Source organism: Nocardia sp. 852002-51101_SCH5132738 (assembly GCF_001665695.1).
Taxonomy (GTDB): domain Bacteria; phylum Actinomycetota; class Actinomycetes; order Mycobacteriales; family Mycobacteriaceae; genus Nocardia; species Nocardia nova.
Window position 1 is genome coordinate 73,759 of record NZ_LZML01000183.1, and the last position, 15,479, is coordinate 89,237.

At 69.5% G+C, this 15,479-nt stretch carries 14 protein-coding genes; 4 read left to right on the forward strand and 10 right to left on the reverse strand.

The genetic code is table 11. The features are described 5' to 3' along the window. Nucleotide 1: 1 nt before the first annotated feature. Nucleotides 2–1,936 (reverse strand): serine/threonine-protein kinase, encoded by a 1,935-nt coding sequence (locus A5789_RS27355; RefSeq protein ID WP_218402631.1) that lies wholly within the window; start codon nt 1,934–1,936, stop codon nt 2–4. Nucleotides 1,937–2,210: 274 nt separating this feature from the next. Here A5789_RS27355 and A5789_RS27360 point away from each other — a divergent pair, with 274 nt between their 5' ends. Further along, entirely contained in the window at nt 2,211–3,152 is a 942-nt protein-coding gene (locus A5789_RS27360; RefSeq protein ID WP_082940996.1) for a pentapeptide repeat-containing protein, read from the forward strand. A 118-nt stretch (nt 3,153–3,270) separates the two neighbouring features. Further along, nucleotides 3,271–7,884 carry a cation-translocating P-type ATPase gene (locus tag A5789_RS27365; protein ID WP_064906851.1) on the forward strand — a complete coding sequence of 1,538 codons (4,614 nt, stop codon included), beginning with the start codon at nt 3,271–3,273 and terminating at the stop codon, nt 7,882–7,884. A gap of 6 nt (nt 7,885–7,890) precedes the next feature. Here A5789_RS27365 and dmpG read toward each other — a convergent pair whose 3' ends face one another. From dmpG to A5789_RS27380, 3 genes are read right to left on the reverse strand one after another with little or no spacing between them, the layout of a single operon-like run. Continuing rightward, nucleotides 7,891–8,916 (reverse strand): 4-hydroxy-2-oxovalerate aldolase, encoded by a 1,026-nt coding sequence (gene dmpG, locus A5789_RS27370; protein ID WP_063014114.1) that lies wholly within the window; start codon nt 8,914–8,916, stop codon nt 7,891–7,893. After that, nucleotides 8,913–9,893, reverse strand: coding sequence for an acetaldehyde dehydrogenase (acetylating) (locus tag A5789_RS27375; protein ID WP_064906850.1), 981 nt, complete (start codon nt 9,891–9,893; stop codon nt 8,913–8,915). Before A5789_RS27375 ends, dmpG begins: the two co-directional genes overlap by 4 nt. Before the next feature lie 5 nt (nt 9,894–9,898). Continuing rightward, on the reverse strand, nt 9,899–10,711 hold the full coding sequence (locus A5789_RS27380; RefSeq protein WP_064906849.1) for a 2-keto-4-pentenoate hydratase: 813 nt from the start codon (nt 10,709–10,711) through the stop codon (nt 9,899–9,901). Between the two features lie 178 nt (nt 10,712–10,889). On the opposite strand from A5789_RS27380, the gene A5789_RS27385 reads away from it, so the two are divergent. Beyond that, nucleotides 10,890–11,621, forward strand: a complete 732-nt coding sequence (locus A5789_RS27385) for an IclR family transcriptional regulator (RefSeq protein WP_063014191.1) — start codon at nt 10,890–10,892, stop codon at nt 11,619–11,621. 35 nt (nt 11,622–11,656) lie between these two features. Here the strand turns inward: A5789_RS27385 and A5789_RS27390 are convergent, their stop codons facing one another. The 3 genes from A5789_RS27390 to A5789_RS27400 form a co-directional block, all read right to left on the reverse strand. Further along, nucleotides 11,657–12,148 carry a DUF2231 domain-containing protein gene (locus tag A5789_RS27390; RefSeq protein ID WP_063014108.1) on the reverse strand — a complete coding sequence of 164 codons (492 nt, stop codon included), beginning with the start codon at nt 12,146–12,148 and terminating at the stop codon, nt 11,657–11,659. Nucleotides 12,149–12,255: 107 nt separating this feature from the next. Next, nucleotides 12,256–12,474 (reverse strand): hypothetical protein, encoded by a 219-nt coding sequence (locus tag A5789_RS27395; protein WP_146098738.1) that lies wholly within the window; start codon nt 12,472–12,474, stop codon nt 12,256–12,258. A gap of 192 nt (nt 12,475–12,666) precedes the next feature. After that, nucleotides 12,667–13,104, reverse strand: coding sequence for an Hsp20/alpha crystallin family protein (locus tag A5789_RS27400; RefSeq protein WP_174554972.1), 438 nt, complete (start codon nt 13,102–13,104; stop codon nt 12,667–12,669). Nucleotides 13,105–13,237: 133 nt separating this feature from the next. On the opposite strand from A5789_RS27400, the gene A5789_RS27405 reads away from it, so the two are divergent. After that, nucleotides 13,238–13,591 (forward strand): MerR family transcriptional regulator, encoded by a 354-nt coding sequence (locus tag A5789_RS27405; protein WP_063014103.1) that lies wholly within the window; start codon nt 13,238–13,240, stop codon nt 13,589–13,591. Nucleotides 13,592–13,614: 23 nt separating this feature from the next. Here A5789_RS27405 and A5789_RS27410 read toward each other — a convergent pair whose 3' ends face one another. The 3 genes from A5789_RS27410 to A5789_RS27420 form a co-directional block, all read right to left on the reverse strand. Further along, nucleotides 13,615–14,235: a hypothetical protein gene (locus A5789_RS27410; protein WP_063014101.1), complete on the reverse strand. Its 621-nt coding sequence runs from the start codon at nt 14,233–14,235 to the stop codon at nt 13,615–13,617. 207 nt (nt 14,236–14,442) lie between these two features. Beyond that, nucleotides 14,443–15,069, reverse strand: coding sequence for a hypothetical protein (locus A5789_RS27415; RefSeq protein WP_064906848.1), 627 nt, complete (start codon nt 15,067–15,069; stop codon nt 14,443–14,445). 175 nt (nt 15,070–15,244) lie between these two features. Further along, on the reverse strand, nt 15,245–15,460 hold the full coding sequence (locus tag A5789_RS27420) for a hypothetical protein (protein ID WP_063014097.1): 216 nt from the start codon (nt 15,458–15,460) through the stop codon (nt 15,245–15,247). Nucleotides 15,461–15,479: the final 19 nt, after the last annotated feature.

The following is a 15,479-nucleotide window of genomic DNA, read 5'->3' on the forward strand; positions in this document are numbered from 1 at the left end:
CCTATTCCGCGTCGGTGGTGGATGCGGCCGCGACGCGTTCGAGTGCCCGCAGGTCCTTCTCGATGACCTCGTAGCACACGTAGGCGAGGATGAAGCCGATGATGCCGCCGACGCACAGGATGCGGATCGCCCAGATGATGGATTCGATATCCGGCGCCGGCAGGAACGTGATGCCCGTGACGCCCACCAGCGGTACGGCGGCGGCCGCGGTGAGGTAGATGCCGGTACGCCGGGCGAGCCGGCGCAGGTGTTCGACGTCGGCGGCGGCGGACCGTCCGTGGGCCAGGAAGAGCGGGTACAGGAACCGCACCACGTACCAGGTGATCGCGAAGTACGGGTAGGCCAGGGCGACCGCACCGCAGACGACCAGGGACAGCAGGAAATGCGTGTAGGTGCCGCGCGGCACGCCGCCGGCGACGAGATTCAGCATCACCGGAAATATCACGCCACCGGCGAACCAGAACACGAAAGCGATGGCGGCCACCCGGTTGCCGAGCCGCAGCGCATCGATGCGAGCGCTCGTGAGAACGGCCTCGGGATAGTCACGCCCGTTGTGCAGTCCGATGGACACCTCGATGAGATGGCGCGCGATGTAGAGGATCAGGAGTGTGGCCGCCACGATGGCCAGCGGATAGAGCACCTGGGCCACATCGTGGAAGGACCGCTGGATCTCGGGCGTGAGTTTGCTGACGATCAGCGTCCTATTGTAGTAGTAGTTGTACCATGCGGCGGCCAGATTGGGCACGGCGATCGCGATCGCCAGAATCGGTATCGGCCACAGCGGCCCGCGCGGCCGATGGCTGTCCGGTGGTGCGTCGACGAGCTCCCGGGCCCGCGGGTCGAGGCAGAGCTCGAATTGCTGGGCCAGCTCCGCGCCGTTGGCCCAGCGATCGGTGCGCCGCGGCGCCAGGCAGGTCAGCAGCACGCGGCGCAGTGAGGCCGGGCAGTCGGCGGGAAGGTCGTCGAGGAATTGCGGCGCGATCGGGCGGCGCCGCATGTCGAGGAGCTGTTCGACCGAGTCCTGTGAATCCTTCGCCGCGGTCGGCGGAAACGGGCGGCGCCCGGTCAGCAACTCCCACAGCATGACGCCCAGAGCGTAGATATCGCTGCGCGTGTCGAGGTCGTCCACCGTGCCGGACAGTTGCGGATGGCTCGCCTCGAGATGCTCGGGAGACATGTAGGCCAGCGATCCGCCGAAGTACGCCACCGGACTACTGCCCGCGACGTGGTCGCTGAAGCTGATGTTGAAGTCGGCCAGTTTGGGTGCGGCGTCGGCGGAGAGCAGGACGTTGGCCGGTTTGATATCGCGGTGCAGCACACCGCGTCTTTCGGCGTAGTCGAGGGCTTCGGCGAGCCGGCGGCCGAGCCAGGCGACGGTTTCCGGCCAGGACAGGGCCGCGATCTCGTCCCGCGCGCGGCTGCTCGAGGTGGGGATCTCGCCTTTGTCCGCCAATGCCTCGTCGACCGCGTCCAGCAGCAGCCGCCCGCTGCGTCGCTCCGGCGCGGTCGCGCGGACCCGCGTCAGCACCGCGGCCAGCGTGCCACCCGGAACGTATTGCATGTACAGCAGCTTCAGCCCCCGGTCCGGCAGCACCCGCTGGTCGTACACCCGGACGATGGATTCGTGATCCAGCTGAGCCAGGGTCTGGGGTTCGGTGCCGTGGTCCGCGGAGATCTTCACCGCCACCAGTCGCTGCAGCGACCGCTGCCGGGCCAGGAAGACCTGGGCGAACGCGCCGCGGCCGAGCTCGAGCAGCAGATCGAAATCGTCGATCCGGTCGCCGGGCTCGAGATCGGCGGCGGGGGACGGGTGCGGCCGCGGCCTGGTCGCGCCGGGGGACTGCTCGTCCGCGGTGGGTTGCGGCGCAGTATCCACCGCCCGATCGGCCGACGGGTCGAAGGCGGCGGTGGCATCGCCTTCCGGTCGAGCGCCCATGTGCTGGTCACTCCGGGATGAGACATCGAGACATGGCGAATTTTATCGCGCTCCGGGCTGCGAATCGGCCGGTCTCGAATGAGGTGGCAAGACGGTTATCCGACAGCGATTTCCGTCCGCCACGAGCGTCCCGATCCCGCGCAGGTCGACCGGCGCGCCGTAGCCGGTCGATTACTTTTCGGTGACGATTGTCATGGCGGATGTCGAGCGGTTATACCGTCGTTACAGCGAGTGAAGAGCTTTTCTGGGCGTTGCAGGCGTTTAGGAGGTTCGAATGGTAGTGCTCGTACAACGCCGGCCGGCACCGGTGGCCGCGGCGGCGAATCTATTGCTCGACAGCGACGCGACTTCGGTGAATTCTTTTCGGCGCAAGCGTTTTCGGTGGCCGTGGCAACTGGCCGACATGTTCGTGTCGGCGGCGGCACAACTCTATGTCGGTGAGGGCAAAGCGCAGATCTCCGCCGTGCGCACGCTGGCCGAGATCGCGGACGCGTCCGCGGCCACACCGCGCCAGCAATGCGTGGACGTGCTCTGCGGTTATCTCCGACTGCCCCGTGCGGCCGGCCGGCTCGGCGGATACGACCGGACGGTGCGGCGGACCATCACGTCCGTCATCGCCGACCACCTCCGCCGCAGCGCGCGGCGCAGCTGGTCGCGCGCCACCTTCGATTTCCGCAATGCGCGAATCGAGGATGCCGATTTCACCGGTGCGGTTTTCGGCGGCTCCGCGAATTTCGAACGCGCGAACCTGACGGGCATCACTCGATTCGACGGCGCGACATTCTCCGCCGACACCCATTTCCAGGCGGCGACCTTCGATACCGTGTGGTTCCGGGAGGCGGTGTTCACCGATCGCGCCAAATTTTTCGGCGCCCGATTCGAGCGGGCCCGATTCGACGGAACCACCTTCCGCGGCAGCGCCCAATTTCCACTGGCGATCTTCTCCGGCGACGCCCGATTCCACCGGGCGGCTTTCCACGGCGGGGCGTATTTCGACAGCGCGCAGTTCCGTGGCCATGCCGACTTCGGTGCGGCCGGCTTCACCGGGCCGGCCCGGTTCGACGGTGCCGCGTTCACCATCGACAGCTCTTTCGAACGCGCCCGATTCCTCGACCCGATGCCCGCGGAGCAGCCATCGGCCGAAGCGGACCCGTCGTTCACCGCACCGGCGCCGCACGGCCCCGCCCACCGGATACCGGTCGCCGCATGCCTGTAGCCGCACCGCGTCGGCGGTGGAAACAATCAGACCCGCTCAGGCTGCCGATATCGCGGTTGGCTTCCCCGATCCTGGGTAGTAGCTCGGACGACGGTACTCGTACGGGCTGGGAGGTCCGGTGTTTCAGGCGTTGATCGGTGTGGTGTCAGGAGCCGGCCGGACCGGGACGGCTCTCATCGGCGGCCCGGCGCGGCTGCCCGTGCGTGCGGTGGCGGCGGCGCAGACCGCGCTGCGGCTGACCGAGGTGGCCGACGATATCGCGACGCAGCTGCAGCGCGACGTGCGGTCGCTGCTGAACCCGGCGCTGCGCCGGGACGGCAGACGGATCGCCGCCGTCGAGGATCGCGTGCTCGTGGAGGTGCGCGGCCTGCGTTCGGAGCGCAGCGAGCGAGTCGCGGAGGCCGTGCACCGGAGGGTTGGCTCGCTGCCGGGTGTGCGCTGGACGCGGGTGAACGCGGTGACCGGGGATGTGGTCGCCGCGGTTCGCGATGATGATGTGGTGCCCGGCCTGCTGGAGGCGATCGCCGCGGCCGAGGAGGACGCCGACGTCGCCGATACCGTCTGGGATCCGAGCGCGGAACATCCCGCCGATCTGGAACCCGTTGTGTCGGCGGCGATTTCACTGGCCGGTGATCTGATCTCGGCCGGTGTCACCTTCGTCGGAGCGGCCATTCCCGGGCGCAACGGCGTGGAGACGGTGCAGTCGCTGGTCGCGCTGGCGGACTCGCAGCCGCGCATCCGGCGGCTGTTGGAACAACGTCTCGGCCGGGCCCGCACCGATCTGCTGCTGACCACCGCCAACGCGCTGGCGCAGGCCGCCGGTGACAGCCCCGCGAACGTCCTGGTCGATGCGGTGCACCGAGCGCTGGCCGTCACCGAACACGGTGTGCGCCATGCCCGTTGGCGCTTGTGGGAGGTCGAGCACGGCCACCGACGGGCCCGCGATATCTTGCACTCCCCGCCACACCGGGAGCGTCCGGTGGTACTGCCGCCCGGCCCGGTCGAGCGGTGCGCGGACGAGGCGTCGGCCGCCGCGGCCGCCGGAGCCGCCGCCGTCGCCGCCGGGCAGGGCCTGTCCTCGGTCGGCCGCGCCCTGTCGATCGCCGCGCCGAAGGCTGCGCGGGCGAGCCGGGAGAGTTTCGCGGCGGCGGTGTCGTCACTGCTGGCCGCTTCCGGCGTGCTGACGATGGATCCGTCGGTGTGGCGGCGGCTGGATCGGCTGAGCGCCTTGGTGATCGACGGCGCCGTGCTGTACGGAGGCGGCCGCCTGGTACTCGATGTCGAAACCGCTGCCGGCACCGGCGAAACCGCACCGGAAGATGCCGAGAAGTCCGACTGGACCACGGCCCGGGTATGGAACGCCGCTCAGCGACTGTTGTGGTCGAGCCCCGGCGCGGCCGGAGCTGCGCCGCCGGATACCGGCGGCCTTCGGCTGCGACCGGATCCGGACCGCAACCGCACCGACTCGATTCCCGGCTGGTACGACGTCTGCGACGGAACGGACGTGGTGGGCCGGGTCTTGATCGGCCGCGAACTCGACCCCCGCGCGCGGACGCTGATGCTCACCGCCCGGGCCTCGGGCCTGAAGGTGGTGGTTCGCGGACAACGCGACGCGGTCGAATTACGGCCCCTGGCAGACGAATTCGTCGAGCGGGTGGGGCAGGCGGCGGAGTTGGTGCGGCGCTTGCAGTCCGACGGACATGTGGTGGCGCTGGTCGCCACCGACGCCGCCGAGGATCTGAACTGCGCGGATGTGGCCATCGGCGTGAGCCGGATCAGCGCCGGCGAGGTCGAGGCGATGCCGTGGGCGGCGGATGTGGTCTGCGGCGATCTCGATCAGGTGATGCGCGTGCTGTTGACGGTGGCTCCCGCCCGGCAGGTCAGCGAGCGCGGTCGCGTCCTCGCGCTCTCGGCGTGTTCGCTCGCGGGTCTGCTGCTGGCCGCGGGCCGCTCCCGCGACGCGTGGCCGGTGACCGCGGCGCAGGCCAGCGGGCTGATGCAGGGTATGTGGGTGGGCGTGCAGGCCGCGCGCGGCCGGCTCCCGGAATCGGGCGCACCGCTGGTTCCCTGGCACAGTCTCGAACCCGACGAAGTGTTGACGCGGCTGCCGGAACCCGAACGCGACGAGCTACCTCCCGCGCGGTCGTGGACCGCACCGCTCACCCGCATTCCCGCGCACCTGTCTCCGGCGACGCGTTTTCTCGCCACCGTGCGCCGCGAGCTGGCCGATCCGCTCACCCCCATTCTCGGTGTCGGCGCCGCGGCCTCGGCCGTACTGGGCTCACCCGGCGACGCCGCACTGGTGGCCGGCGTGGTGGCGGTCAACGCGGTGGTGTCGGCCTTGCAGCGGCAACGCGCCGAGAACGCGCTGCGCGACCTGATCGCGCACGAGCGCATCACCGGGCGCCGCGTCGATCGCGCCGCGCTCGACCACGATCCCGAGCCGCCGAGCGAATCGGTGCCCGGGACGGCGCTGGCGGTCGGCGACGTGATCGCACTGCGCACCGGCGATGTCGTTCCGGCGGATGCACGGCTGCTGCGAGCCGAGGACCTGGAGGTCGACGAATCGGCGCTGACCGGGGAATCGGTCACGGTGCCCAAGGACAGCCCCGCCACTCCCGGAGCGGACCTCAACCAGCGGCGCTGCATGGTGTACGAGGCCAGCACGATCGTCAACGGCGCCGCGGTGGCGGTGGTCGTCGCGGTCGGGTGCGATACCGAAACCAACCGCGCCGCCGCCGTCGCCGTGCCGCCTCGCCTGGGCGGAGTGCAGGCGCAGCTGCGTGCGCTCAGCGATCAGGCGCTGCCGCTGACACTCGGCGGCGGTTCCCTGGTCACGGCGCTGGGATGGTTGCGGGGACAGCGTATTCGCGCGGCCATCGCCGACGGGGTCGCGGTCGCGACGGCCGCCGTGCCGGAAGGACTTCCGCTCGTCGCCACGGTGGCGCAGCTGGCCGTCGCCCGGCGACTGTCGCGTCACGGCCTGCTGGTTCGGGCCAGCCGGACGGTGGAGGCCCTGGGCCGGGTGAACACCATCTGCTTCGACAAGACCGGAACGCTCACCTTCGGCCGCCTGCGGCTGACCACCCTGGCCGACCTCGATCATCAGTGGTCGCCGGAGGACGACGACCCGCGTGCCCGCCTGTTGCTGCGGGCCGCGGCCCACGCCTGCCCCGATCCTGCCGAGGGCCCGATCGTGCACGCCACCGATCAGGCGGTGCTCGACGCCGCCGAGCAGCTCGACTCGGACGAACGCTGGGACACGATCGAGGAACTGCCCTTCGAATCGAATCGCGGATACGCCGCGACGCTGGGGCAGACGCGGCGGCGGCGCTGGCGGCTGATCGTGAAGGGGGCCCCGGAAATCGTGCTCGCCCGCTGCACCGCGATCCGGACCCGGCACGAGGGTGACGATCGCGACGAACCGATGTCCGCCGCCCATCGCCGCGCCGCCGACCGCATGATCAATCGCATGGCCGAGCGCGGGCTGCGGGTGCTGGTCGTCGCCCGGCGGGATCTGTCCGCGGCACCGGGTGATGTGGTGAGCGCGGTCGAGAAACTCACCCTGCTCGGCTTCATCGGGCTCGCCGACACCGCGCGTCCGCAGGCGCGTCCGCTCGTCGGCGCGTTGCAGCGCAACGACATTCGCGTGCGGATGATCACCGGCGACCATCCCGTCACCGCCTCCGCCATCGCCGCCGATCTCGGCATCGACGCCGAGCCGGTGGTGACGGGGAGCGATCTGGCCGATCTCGACGATGCCGCCCAGTCGGAGCTCATCGCGCGCAGCAGTGTCTTCGCCCGCGTCAGCCCGCAGCAGAAGGTTCGCATCGTCACCACCCTGCAGCGACGCGGCGAGGTGGTCGCCATGGCCGGGGACGGCGGCAACGACGCGGCCGCGATCCGCACCGCCGACGTCGGCATCGGACTCACCGCGCAGGGGTCGACCGCCGCCCGCAATGCCGCCGATCTGGTGCTGACCGATCCCGACCCGCTGGTGCTGCTGCATGCGCTGATCGAGGGCCGCGGCATGTGGCGGCGCGTCAGCGATGCGGTCGGCATCCTGGTCGGCGGCAACGCCGGTGAGGTCGCGTTCACGGTCCTCGGCACCGCGCTCGCGGGCCGGGCACCGTTGGGCACCAGGCAATTCCTGCTGGTCAACATGCTCACCGACATGTTCCCGGCGATGGCCGTCGCACTGTCGACCGAGCGGTCCGGCGACGAGGAGCCGACCGGCCACCAGGAGCGCGCCGATCTGCTCGCCGAACAGCTCGCCTCCCGGCCGCGCACCGATATCGCGGCGGATCTGCGTCGCACGATCGTGATCCGCGGCTCCACCACCGCGGCCGCCTCCACTGTGGCGTGGTCGATCGCCCGCTGGACCGGTACCGAGCGCCGGGCGGCGACCGTCGCCCTGGTCGCGCTGGTGGGCACACAGCTCGGGCAGACCGTTCTGGCCGCGCGTCACAGCCCGCAGGTGTGGCTCACCGCGGCCGGTAGTGCGGCCTTCCTGGGCACGGTCGTCATGACACCCGGACTGTCGACGTATTTCGGTTGCCGTCCCCTCGGGCCGGTGGGCTGGGCCACCGCGCTCACCTCGGCGGCGACCGCGACCGCCGCCGGCGCCCTGCTGCCCTCCCGCCGGCCGGCCGAGCCGGACCAGCCCACTGTCGTGCCGGAACCGCAGGAATTCGTCCTCGAGGCCGAAAGTGTTGTGGTGCCGGCGAATTGATACCTTTCAGGCGGTCGCGGCGCTGGTTTCGCCCACGAGATCCAGTGCGATGTCGACGATGAGATCTTCCTGACCGCCGACCAGTCCGCGCCGGCCGACCTCGAGCAGGATGGTGCGCGCGTCCAATCCGTAGCGCTGCGCCGCGGCCTCGGCGTGGCGCAGGAACGATGAATACACACCGGCATATCCCAGGGTGAGCGTTTCGCGGTCCACCCGCACCGGGCGATCCTGCAACGGCCGCACCAGATCGTCGGCGGCGTCCTGGAGGGCGAACAGATCGCAGTTGTGCTTCCAGCCGTACAGGTCGGCGACGGCGACGAACGGTTCGATCGGGCAGTTGCCCGCGCCCGCGCCGTGCCCGGCGAGCGAGGCGTCCACGCGGGTGACGCCTTCCTCCACGGCGACAACGGAATTGGCGACCGACAGCGAGAGATTCTCGTGCGCGTGGATGCCGATCTCGGTAGCCGGATCGAGGACGCGGCGATAGGCGCGCACACGGTCGCGCACGCCGTTCAGGGTCAACCGGCCGCCGGAGTCGGTCACGTAAACGCACTGTGCGCCATAGGTTTCCATTAGCTTGGCCTGTTCGGCGAGCTGCTCGGGTTCGGCCATATGCGACATCATCAGGAACCCGGAGACGTCCATGCCGAGTTCGCGGGCCTTGCCGATGTGCTGGGCGGAGACGTCGGCCTCGGTGCAGTGGGTGGCGACGCGGACCGAGCGGACGCCGAGCCGGTAGGCCTGCTCGAGGTGGTCGATGGTGCCGATGCCGGGCAGCAGCAGGGTCGTCAGCCGGGCGTGGGTGAGGTTGGCGGCCGCGGCCTCGATCCACTCCCAGTCGGTATTGCTGCCCGGGCCGTAGTTCAGGCTGCCGCCGGCGAGCCCGTCCCCGTGGGCGACCTCGACGGCGTCGACTCCCGCCGCGTCCAGCGCCGCCACGATGGCGCCGACGTCGTCGGGAGTGATGCGGTGGCGTACGGCGTGCATACCGTCGCGGAGCGTGACGTCTTGGATGAACAGTTGCGTGGTCATCGCGAGGCTCCCTGTTCTGCCGGGGCGGCGATCGTGTCGGCGACCGATTCGGCATAGCGCATCGCCGCGGAGGTCATGATGTCGAGATTTCCCGCGTAGGCGGGCAGATAGTGCGCCGCACCCTCCACTTCCAGGAAGACGCTCACCTGGTGCGTCGGCGCCGGACCGCCGTCGGCGTGCTGCAGGGTGTGCACCGGCTGGTCCGCCGGTATCGGGGTGATCTGGATCTGCTGTTTGAGCCGGTAGCCCGGCACATAGGTGGCGACCCGCGCGATCATCTGCTCGATCGATGCGGGAATCGCCTCCTGCGTAGCGGCGTCCGGCGCCGTGGTCAGACAGAGCACGGTGTCACGCATGATCATCGGCGGTTCGGCCGGATTGAGGATGATGATCGCCTTGCCCCGGCGGGCCCCGCCCACGGTCTCCACCGCGTGCGCGGTGGTCTCGGTGAACTCGTCGATATTGGCCCGCGTCCCCGGGCCGGCGGACTTCGAGGCGATCGACGCGACGATCTCGGCGTAGGCGACCGGTGCGACGCGCGAGACGGCGGCGACGATCGGGATGGTGGCCTGCCCGCCGCAGGTGACCATGTTGACGTCGGTCGCGTGCCGGTGTTCGTCCAGATTCACCGCCGGGACGACGAAGGGCCCCAGCGCGGCCGGAGTGAGATCGACGAGGCGTTTGCCGAGCGGCTCGAGGACCGCCGCGTGGGCCGCGTGCGCCTTGGCCGAGGTCGCGTCGAAGATCACCTCGATCTCGTCGAAGTTCGGCAATCGCAACAGCCCCTGCACACCTTCGGAGGTGGTGGGCACGCCCAGCCGCCGGGCCCGGGCGAGACCGTCGGATTCCGGATCGATGCCGACCATCGCGCCCATTTCCAGCACGGTCGAATGCCGGATGACCTTGATCATCAGATCGGTGCCGATATTGCCCGATCCGATGACGGCCACCTTGACGGCGCCACGTTCGTCGCTCATGGTTGTCACTCCTCGATGAAGACGGCGGTCACCGAGCCGAGCCCGGAGATCTCGGCCGTGACGGTTGCGGGAGCGGTGATCGGGACCATCGGGCCGAGCGCGCCGGACAGGATCACCTGGCCCGCACGCAGCGGTTCGCCGAATTCGCGGGCGGTGCGCGCCAGCCATGCCAGCGCGCGCAGCGGGTCGCCGAGGCAGGCCGCTCCGGTCCCGGTGGACACCTCGACGCCGTCGATGGACATGGTCATCCGTGCCGATACGGGTTCGAACTCGTCGAGGGTGCGGCGCTGCGATCCGAGGACGAACAGTCCGCTGGAACCGTTGTCGGCGACGGTATCGCCGAAGGTGATATCCCAGTCGGCAATTCGGCTGTCGACGATTTCCAGCGCGGCCGCGGCGTAGTCGACCGCGGCGCGCACCTGGTCGTCGTCGAGTGGACCGTCGGCGAGGTCGTGAGCGAGCACGAACGCGACCTCGGCTTCGGCCTTCGGTTGCAGCAGACGGCTCGCGGGAATGGGCGTGTCCTGCCGGAAGCGCATGTCGTCGAACAGGACACCGAAATCGGGTTGGTCGACACCGAGTTGCTGCTGCACCGCCGGTGAGGTCAGCCCGATCTTGCGGCCGACGATCGTGGCCCCCGCCGCGACCCGTTCGGCGGTCGACTGCGCCTGCACCGCGTAGGCGGCGGTCACGTCGTCGGTCCCGATCAGGTCGCGCACGGGGCGGCAGGGGATGGCGGTTCGCGCCGCGGTGCTGAGCCGTTGTGCCGCGGCGGTCGTCGCCGCGGTGGTTCGGTCGTCGAGTCGTGAGGTCGGCATCCAAGGTCCTGGCGTAGTAGGTGAAGGGGGAGCCTTCACTGTCGCGGCGGAGCGCAGTGCCGCACCAGCATTTCGTTCCACTGAGCGGAACCCGGGTAAGCTCGGCCGGGTGAGTACGGCGGAGTCGGCGAGGATCGGCGCACGGCCGGTCGACGGGTCGACCGTGCTGGGCAAGGTGATGGCCGTGCTCGAATCGTTCTCGATCGACGACGGCGTCCTGAGTCTGGCCGAGATCGGCCGGCGCACCGGGATGCCGAAGGGGACCCTGCACCGGGTCCTCGCGGATATGGTCACCGTCCGGCTGCTGGAACGGACCGAGAGCGGCTATCGCCTCGGCGGCCACCTGTTCGAACTCGGAATGCGCGCCTCCGTCGAGCGGAGTCTGCTCGAGGTCGCGATCCCGTTCCTCGAGGAACTGAACGCCCGCATCCACGAGACCGTGCATCTGGGCGTCCTCGACGGTACGGACGTGGTGTATCTGACCAAGATCGGCGGGCGGCGCCAGGCGAGTGCGCCGTCGCGGATCGGAGGCCGAATGCCGGTGCACTGCACGGCGATCGGGAAAACGCTGCTCGCTCATGCGGATCGGTCACTGCGCGACCGCGTGCTGAGCGGCCCGCTGCCCGCCCACACTCCACGCACGATCGTGCTGCCCGGCACGTTGCGCACGCAACTCGACCGGATCGCCGCCGAGGGCGTGGCCTACGAATTCGAGGAATCGGCACCGGGTTTGGTGTGTGTGGCGGCGCCGGTGCGTGAGGCCGACACCGTGGTCGCGGCCATCAGCATCGCCGGCGCGTCACACCGATTCCACCCGGAGAGTCACGTGGCATCGGTGCGGGCGGCCGCGGACGGCATCGGCGCGACCCTCACCCGCCGCGCACGAATGCTGGCGTCCCCGGGTAGCTGATCGCTCCGGCGGCAGCTGTGCCGAAGCGGTGTCGGTCAGTCGCCGCGGTTCTTCTGCAGACGTGCGATCTCGTCGCCCCAGACCGATTGCGATCCGGCATCGCCGACCCGGTAGGTCTGCACGATCGAGGCGACGGCGACGACCACGGCGAAGACGGCGACAGTCACCGTGATCAGGGTGCGGAGATCGGCGCCGCGGCGTTCGGCGAGGTGAAGCCCGGCCAAAGCCACCGCGACGACCAGCAGGGCGATGGCGAAGTAGAGCATCGTCTCACCGCGTTCGGCGTGTTCGCGCAGGATCTCCTCGGGATTGCGGCGCAGGTTGTACAGCCATTGGCCGGCGTGAATGGTGATCGGCGTCAGGACCATGACGATCACCGCGAGTGTCAGCGTCAGCCACACCAGATGGCCGCGGCGCGCGGCCGGCCACAGCGCGCACACGATTTCCAGGATCGCGGTCAACGGCACCAGGATCACGATGAAATGAACGAACAGCACGTGCGCGGGCAGGTTGTGGATGACGGTCACCGGGGCTCCTCGGTCACTCGCGGTTGTCGCGGCGCCGGCGACCGCCCCGAACCCGCCGATGCCACAGTCGAACCGAGCATAGCCATCGGAGCAGCGGATCCGACGGATTACGCGCCACCCGATCGGTGCGCTGCGGCGGGCAGACCCGATCGGGTGCGCGAACGTCCGCGCCGGTTGTCACCGTCGATGTCGGCCGCCGGGCCGGCGCCGGAGTCGGGCCGGGAGGTGCGCATCTCCCACCAGTAGGTCGCCGCGACGGTGGCGTACGCGATGGCCACGGCTGCGGCGATGCCGGCGCCACCGGTCAGCGCGAGCATTATCGGCACGAGAACTCCCTCCTCTCCGTGGGGTCGAAGGCGCGGCGGGCGGGACGCATGACGGTGTCCCACCACGACTGCAGTGGGCTGGGGTCGGGCCAGTGCACGACCGCATCCGGCTCGAGGTCGCGAGTGTGGTCGGCAGGCGAGGCAGTCGTAGTCGTCATCGGCGTGCGGAGTCCAGGACTGATCGATGCGGGCTCAGACCGTGATCGCCTGCCGGTCGCCGGCGACCCGGTCGACGTTGATCTTGCGTGGTTTGGCCTTGTCCGCCACCGGGATTCGCATTCGGAGCACGCCGTCGCGGTAGTCGGCGCGAATGTGATCGGTGTCGAGGCTGTCACCCAGCATCACCTGGCGCCGGAACACCCCGCGGACGCGTTCGGCCGCGATCGTCGACCTGCCCGCGTCCAGTTCCGGGCGCGACGCCCGCACCGTGACCACATTGCGTTCGATATCCACATCCAGCGAATCGGGGTCGACGCCGGGGAGATCGAACTCCACCACGAACTCGTCGCCCTCGCGCCAGGCGTCCATCGGCATCGCTACCGGTCGAGCCTGCGTGCCGAACACCTGCTGCGTCCGACGGTCGGGATCACGAAACGGATCGGTGCGCATCAGCATGGTCGCCACCTCCAGTTCACTCCTTATATCACTCGAAGGAACCTCAGATAACCTCTGTTACCTGACACAGATTTATTTAGCACTCTGGCAAGGAGAGTGCAAGGAGTGGTGAGAGATAAACTGGTTGCCGCACGGAGAAGGGAGCAGGATGGGTGCGGATCGGCGCGAGGGACATCTGCCGGGTTCAGGCCAGGCGGTGTATCCGATCTCGGTGGCTGCCGAGCTCACCGGTATCGAAATCCACACCCTGCGCCTCTACGAGCAGCACGGCCTGATCACCCCTGCGCGCAGCGCGGGCGGAACCCGGCGCTACAGCGGCGACGACCTGGCCCGGCTGCAGCGCATCACCGCTCTCACCCGCCAGGGCATCCATCTGTCGGCCATCGCGCGGATTCTCGACCTCGAGGACGACAACAGCGCCCTGCGTGCGCACAACACCGCACTGACCGTCGAACGCGACCATCTGCGCGACACGATCACCCGGCAGCAGCCGCCGCCCTGACCCACCGCGCGAACCGCGCTGCGTCAGAACATGTTCGGATAGGTGGTGGAGTCCTTGCCGGGCGGCGGCAGCGGTGCCGTCCAGGAGACCCGGCCACCGGGGAACACTCGGCAGCAGCCGCCGACGTCGTGAGCCCGCGCGTGCACGGTCGCCACCGTGGCCGCCGGAAGTATGTCGGCCGTCGTGGTACCGGTGGTGTCCAAGGTGTCGATGGTGACGGTGAGCGCGTCGGCCACGGTGACGGTGACGACGACTGCCGCGACGTCCGCGTGCGCGACGACAGCGGCGACGGTATCGGCGATTACGGCTTCGACATGGTCGGCCACCGCGTCCGGCACCCGCTCCGCCGATCCGGTCAGAGCGACGATGCTGCGCGACTGGGTGTGACCGATGCAACGCTGCACCGCTCGCTCGACGCGCTGGAGCAGGGCGGCACCACGGGGGAGCGCGGCGAGGCCGCTACCGCGACCGCCGTGCACGCGGTGTGGCGTGCTGGATATCGCGCCGGCGCTCGGGTATTCCGGGTCCGCGCATTCGGACCGGAGCATCGCGTCGACCAATTCGAAGGCCTGCGACAACGCATTCCGCACCGCGACGTGGGCGGTTGGATCGTTGTCGTTGCGGCCAGTGGGGGTGGGAGCCATGGATGGCGTGACCTCTTCATACCGACACACAGCGAGCCGACCCTGCGTATAGAGCCGAGAACGTCGTGTGCAGAATGACCGGTATCGGCCACGGCTAAACCGGAAGTCGCCCCTCGCGCGCTGAGGCGTCGCACACAATGCGCTGTCGCTCACATCCCGCTGATCACCCGTCCCGCACCTGGTCATGCGTCCGAGTGGTGTCCCGGCTCAACCGATTTCGTACTCGCCCGGGTCCGGTGCGCTGGTCCATCTCCAGTAGTCGACGAGGCGGAACGGATTGAGCCCGGTGACCTCGCCCGCGTCGTTGCGGTAGTAGTTGTGTGCGATATGCGGCGATGCCCAGACCTTGCGCGACATCTCCTCTCGGGCCTCGGCGGTGTAGGCGTCGAAGGCCTCGGCGCGGACCTCGATGCGGCGACCATCGCTCGTGGTGAGCAAGCGCAGACAGCACATGATCAGGCGCACCGCGCATTCGGCGGCGAAGATGATGCTGCCACCGCTGGCGAGATTGGTGCCGGGACCGTAGAGCAGGAAGAAGTTCGGAAACCCGGGGACGGTGACGCCGAGGTGGGCGCGGGGGCGTTCGCCCCAGAACCGGTGCAGGTCGCGCCCGGTGACCCGCAGCGGTGTGAGAAAGTCGTTGGGCCGGAAGCCGGTTGCCCAGACGATCACATCCGCGCGATGGAATGTGCCTGTGCTGTCGACGATTCCGTCCTCGGTGAGGCGCTGCGCGCCGGCGCGCACCAGATGCACATGGTCGCGGCGCAGCATGCGCAGCCAGCTGCCGTTGTCCTGCAAGGCGCGTTTGCCGGTGGGCGCGGTGAGCGATTCCACCCGGTCGGTGATGGCGGGTGCGAGCTGGAATCCGGTGCGCCGGCGCCGACCATGACGACATCCTTACCGGATAGATCGATATCGTGGCGCCAGCGTGCGGTGTGAAACGCCGGACCGGCGAATTCGCCGGGCACATCGGGAACGAACGGCCGATTGAGTTGTCCCACGGCGCTGATCACGATCGCGGCGTCGAGTCCGACATGAAGCCCTGGAATTCGTTGAGCATCGACCCGGCGGGCCGCAGCGGTCCGTCCAGAATCGCGCGACGCCGGTCCGGAGGGGCCGTGTGGATGCACGACAGCAGCAATGCCGGCACGGACAGATCGGTGAGTGCGGCGGCGATGTCGGCGGGCGACTCCGCGAAGGGATTGCCGCTGTGTCTGTTTCGCATACACGGCAGTAAACACTTT

Coding starts and splice junctions, on each gene's coding strand:
- A5789_RS27355 (WP_218402631.1), bottom strand. CDS start 1,936: ATGGGCGCTCGACCGGAAGGCGATGCCACCGCCGCCTTCGACCCGTCG.
- A5789_RS27360 (WP_082940996.1), top strand. CDS start 2,211: ATGGTAGTGCTCGTACAACGCCGGCCGGCACCGGTGGCCGCGGCGGCG.
- dmpG (WP_063014114.1), bottom strand. CDS start 8,916: ATGACCACGCAACTGTTCATCCAAGACGTCACGCTCCGCGACGGTATG.
- A5789_RS27375 (WP_064906850.1), bottom strand. CDS start 9,893: ATGAGCGACGAACGTGGCGCCGTCAAGGTGGCCGTCATCGGATCGGGC.
- A5789_RS27380 (WP_064906849.1), bottom strand. CDS start 10,711: ATGCCGACCTCACGACTCGACGACCGAACCACCGCGGCGACGACCGCC.
- A5789_RS27385 (WP_063014191.1), top strand. CDS start 10,890: ATGGCCGTGCTCGAATCGTTCTCGATCGACGACGGCGTCCTGAGTCTG.
- A5789_RS27405 (WP_063014103.1), top strand. CDS start 13,238: ATGGGTGCGGATCGGCGCGAGGGACATCTGCCGGGTTCAGGCCAGGCG.
- A5789_RS27410 (WP_063014101.1), bottom strand. CDS start 14,235: ATGGCTCCCACCCCCACTGGCCGCAACGACAACGATCCAACCGCCCAC.
- A5789_RS27420 (WP_063014097.1), bottom strand. CDS start 15,460: ATGCGAAACAGACACAGCGGCAATCCCTTCGCGGAGTCGCCCGCCGAC.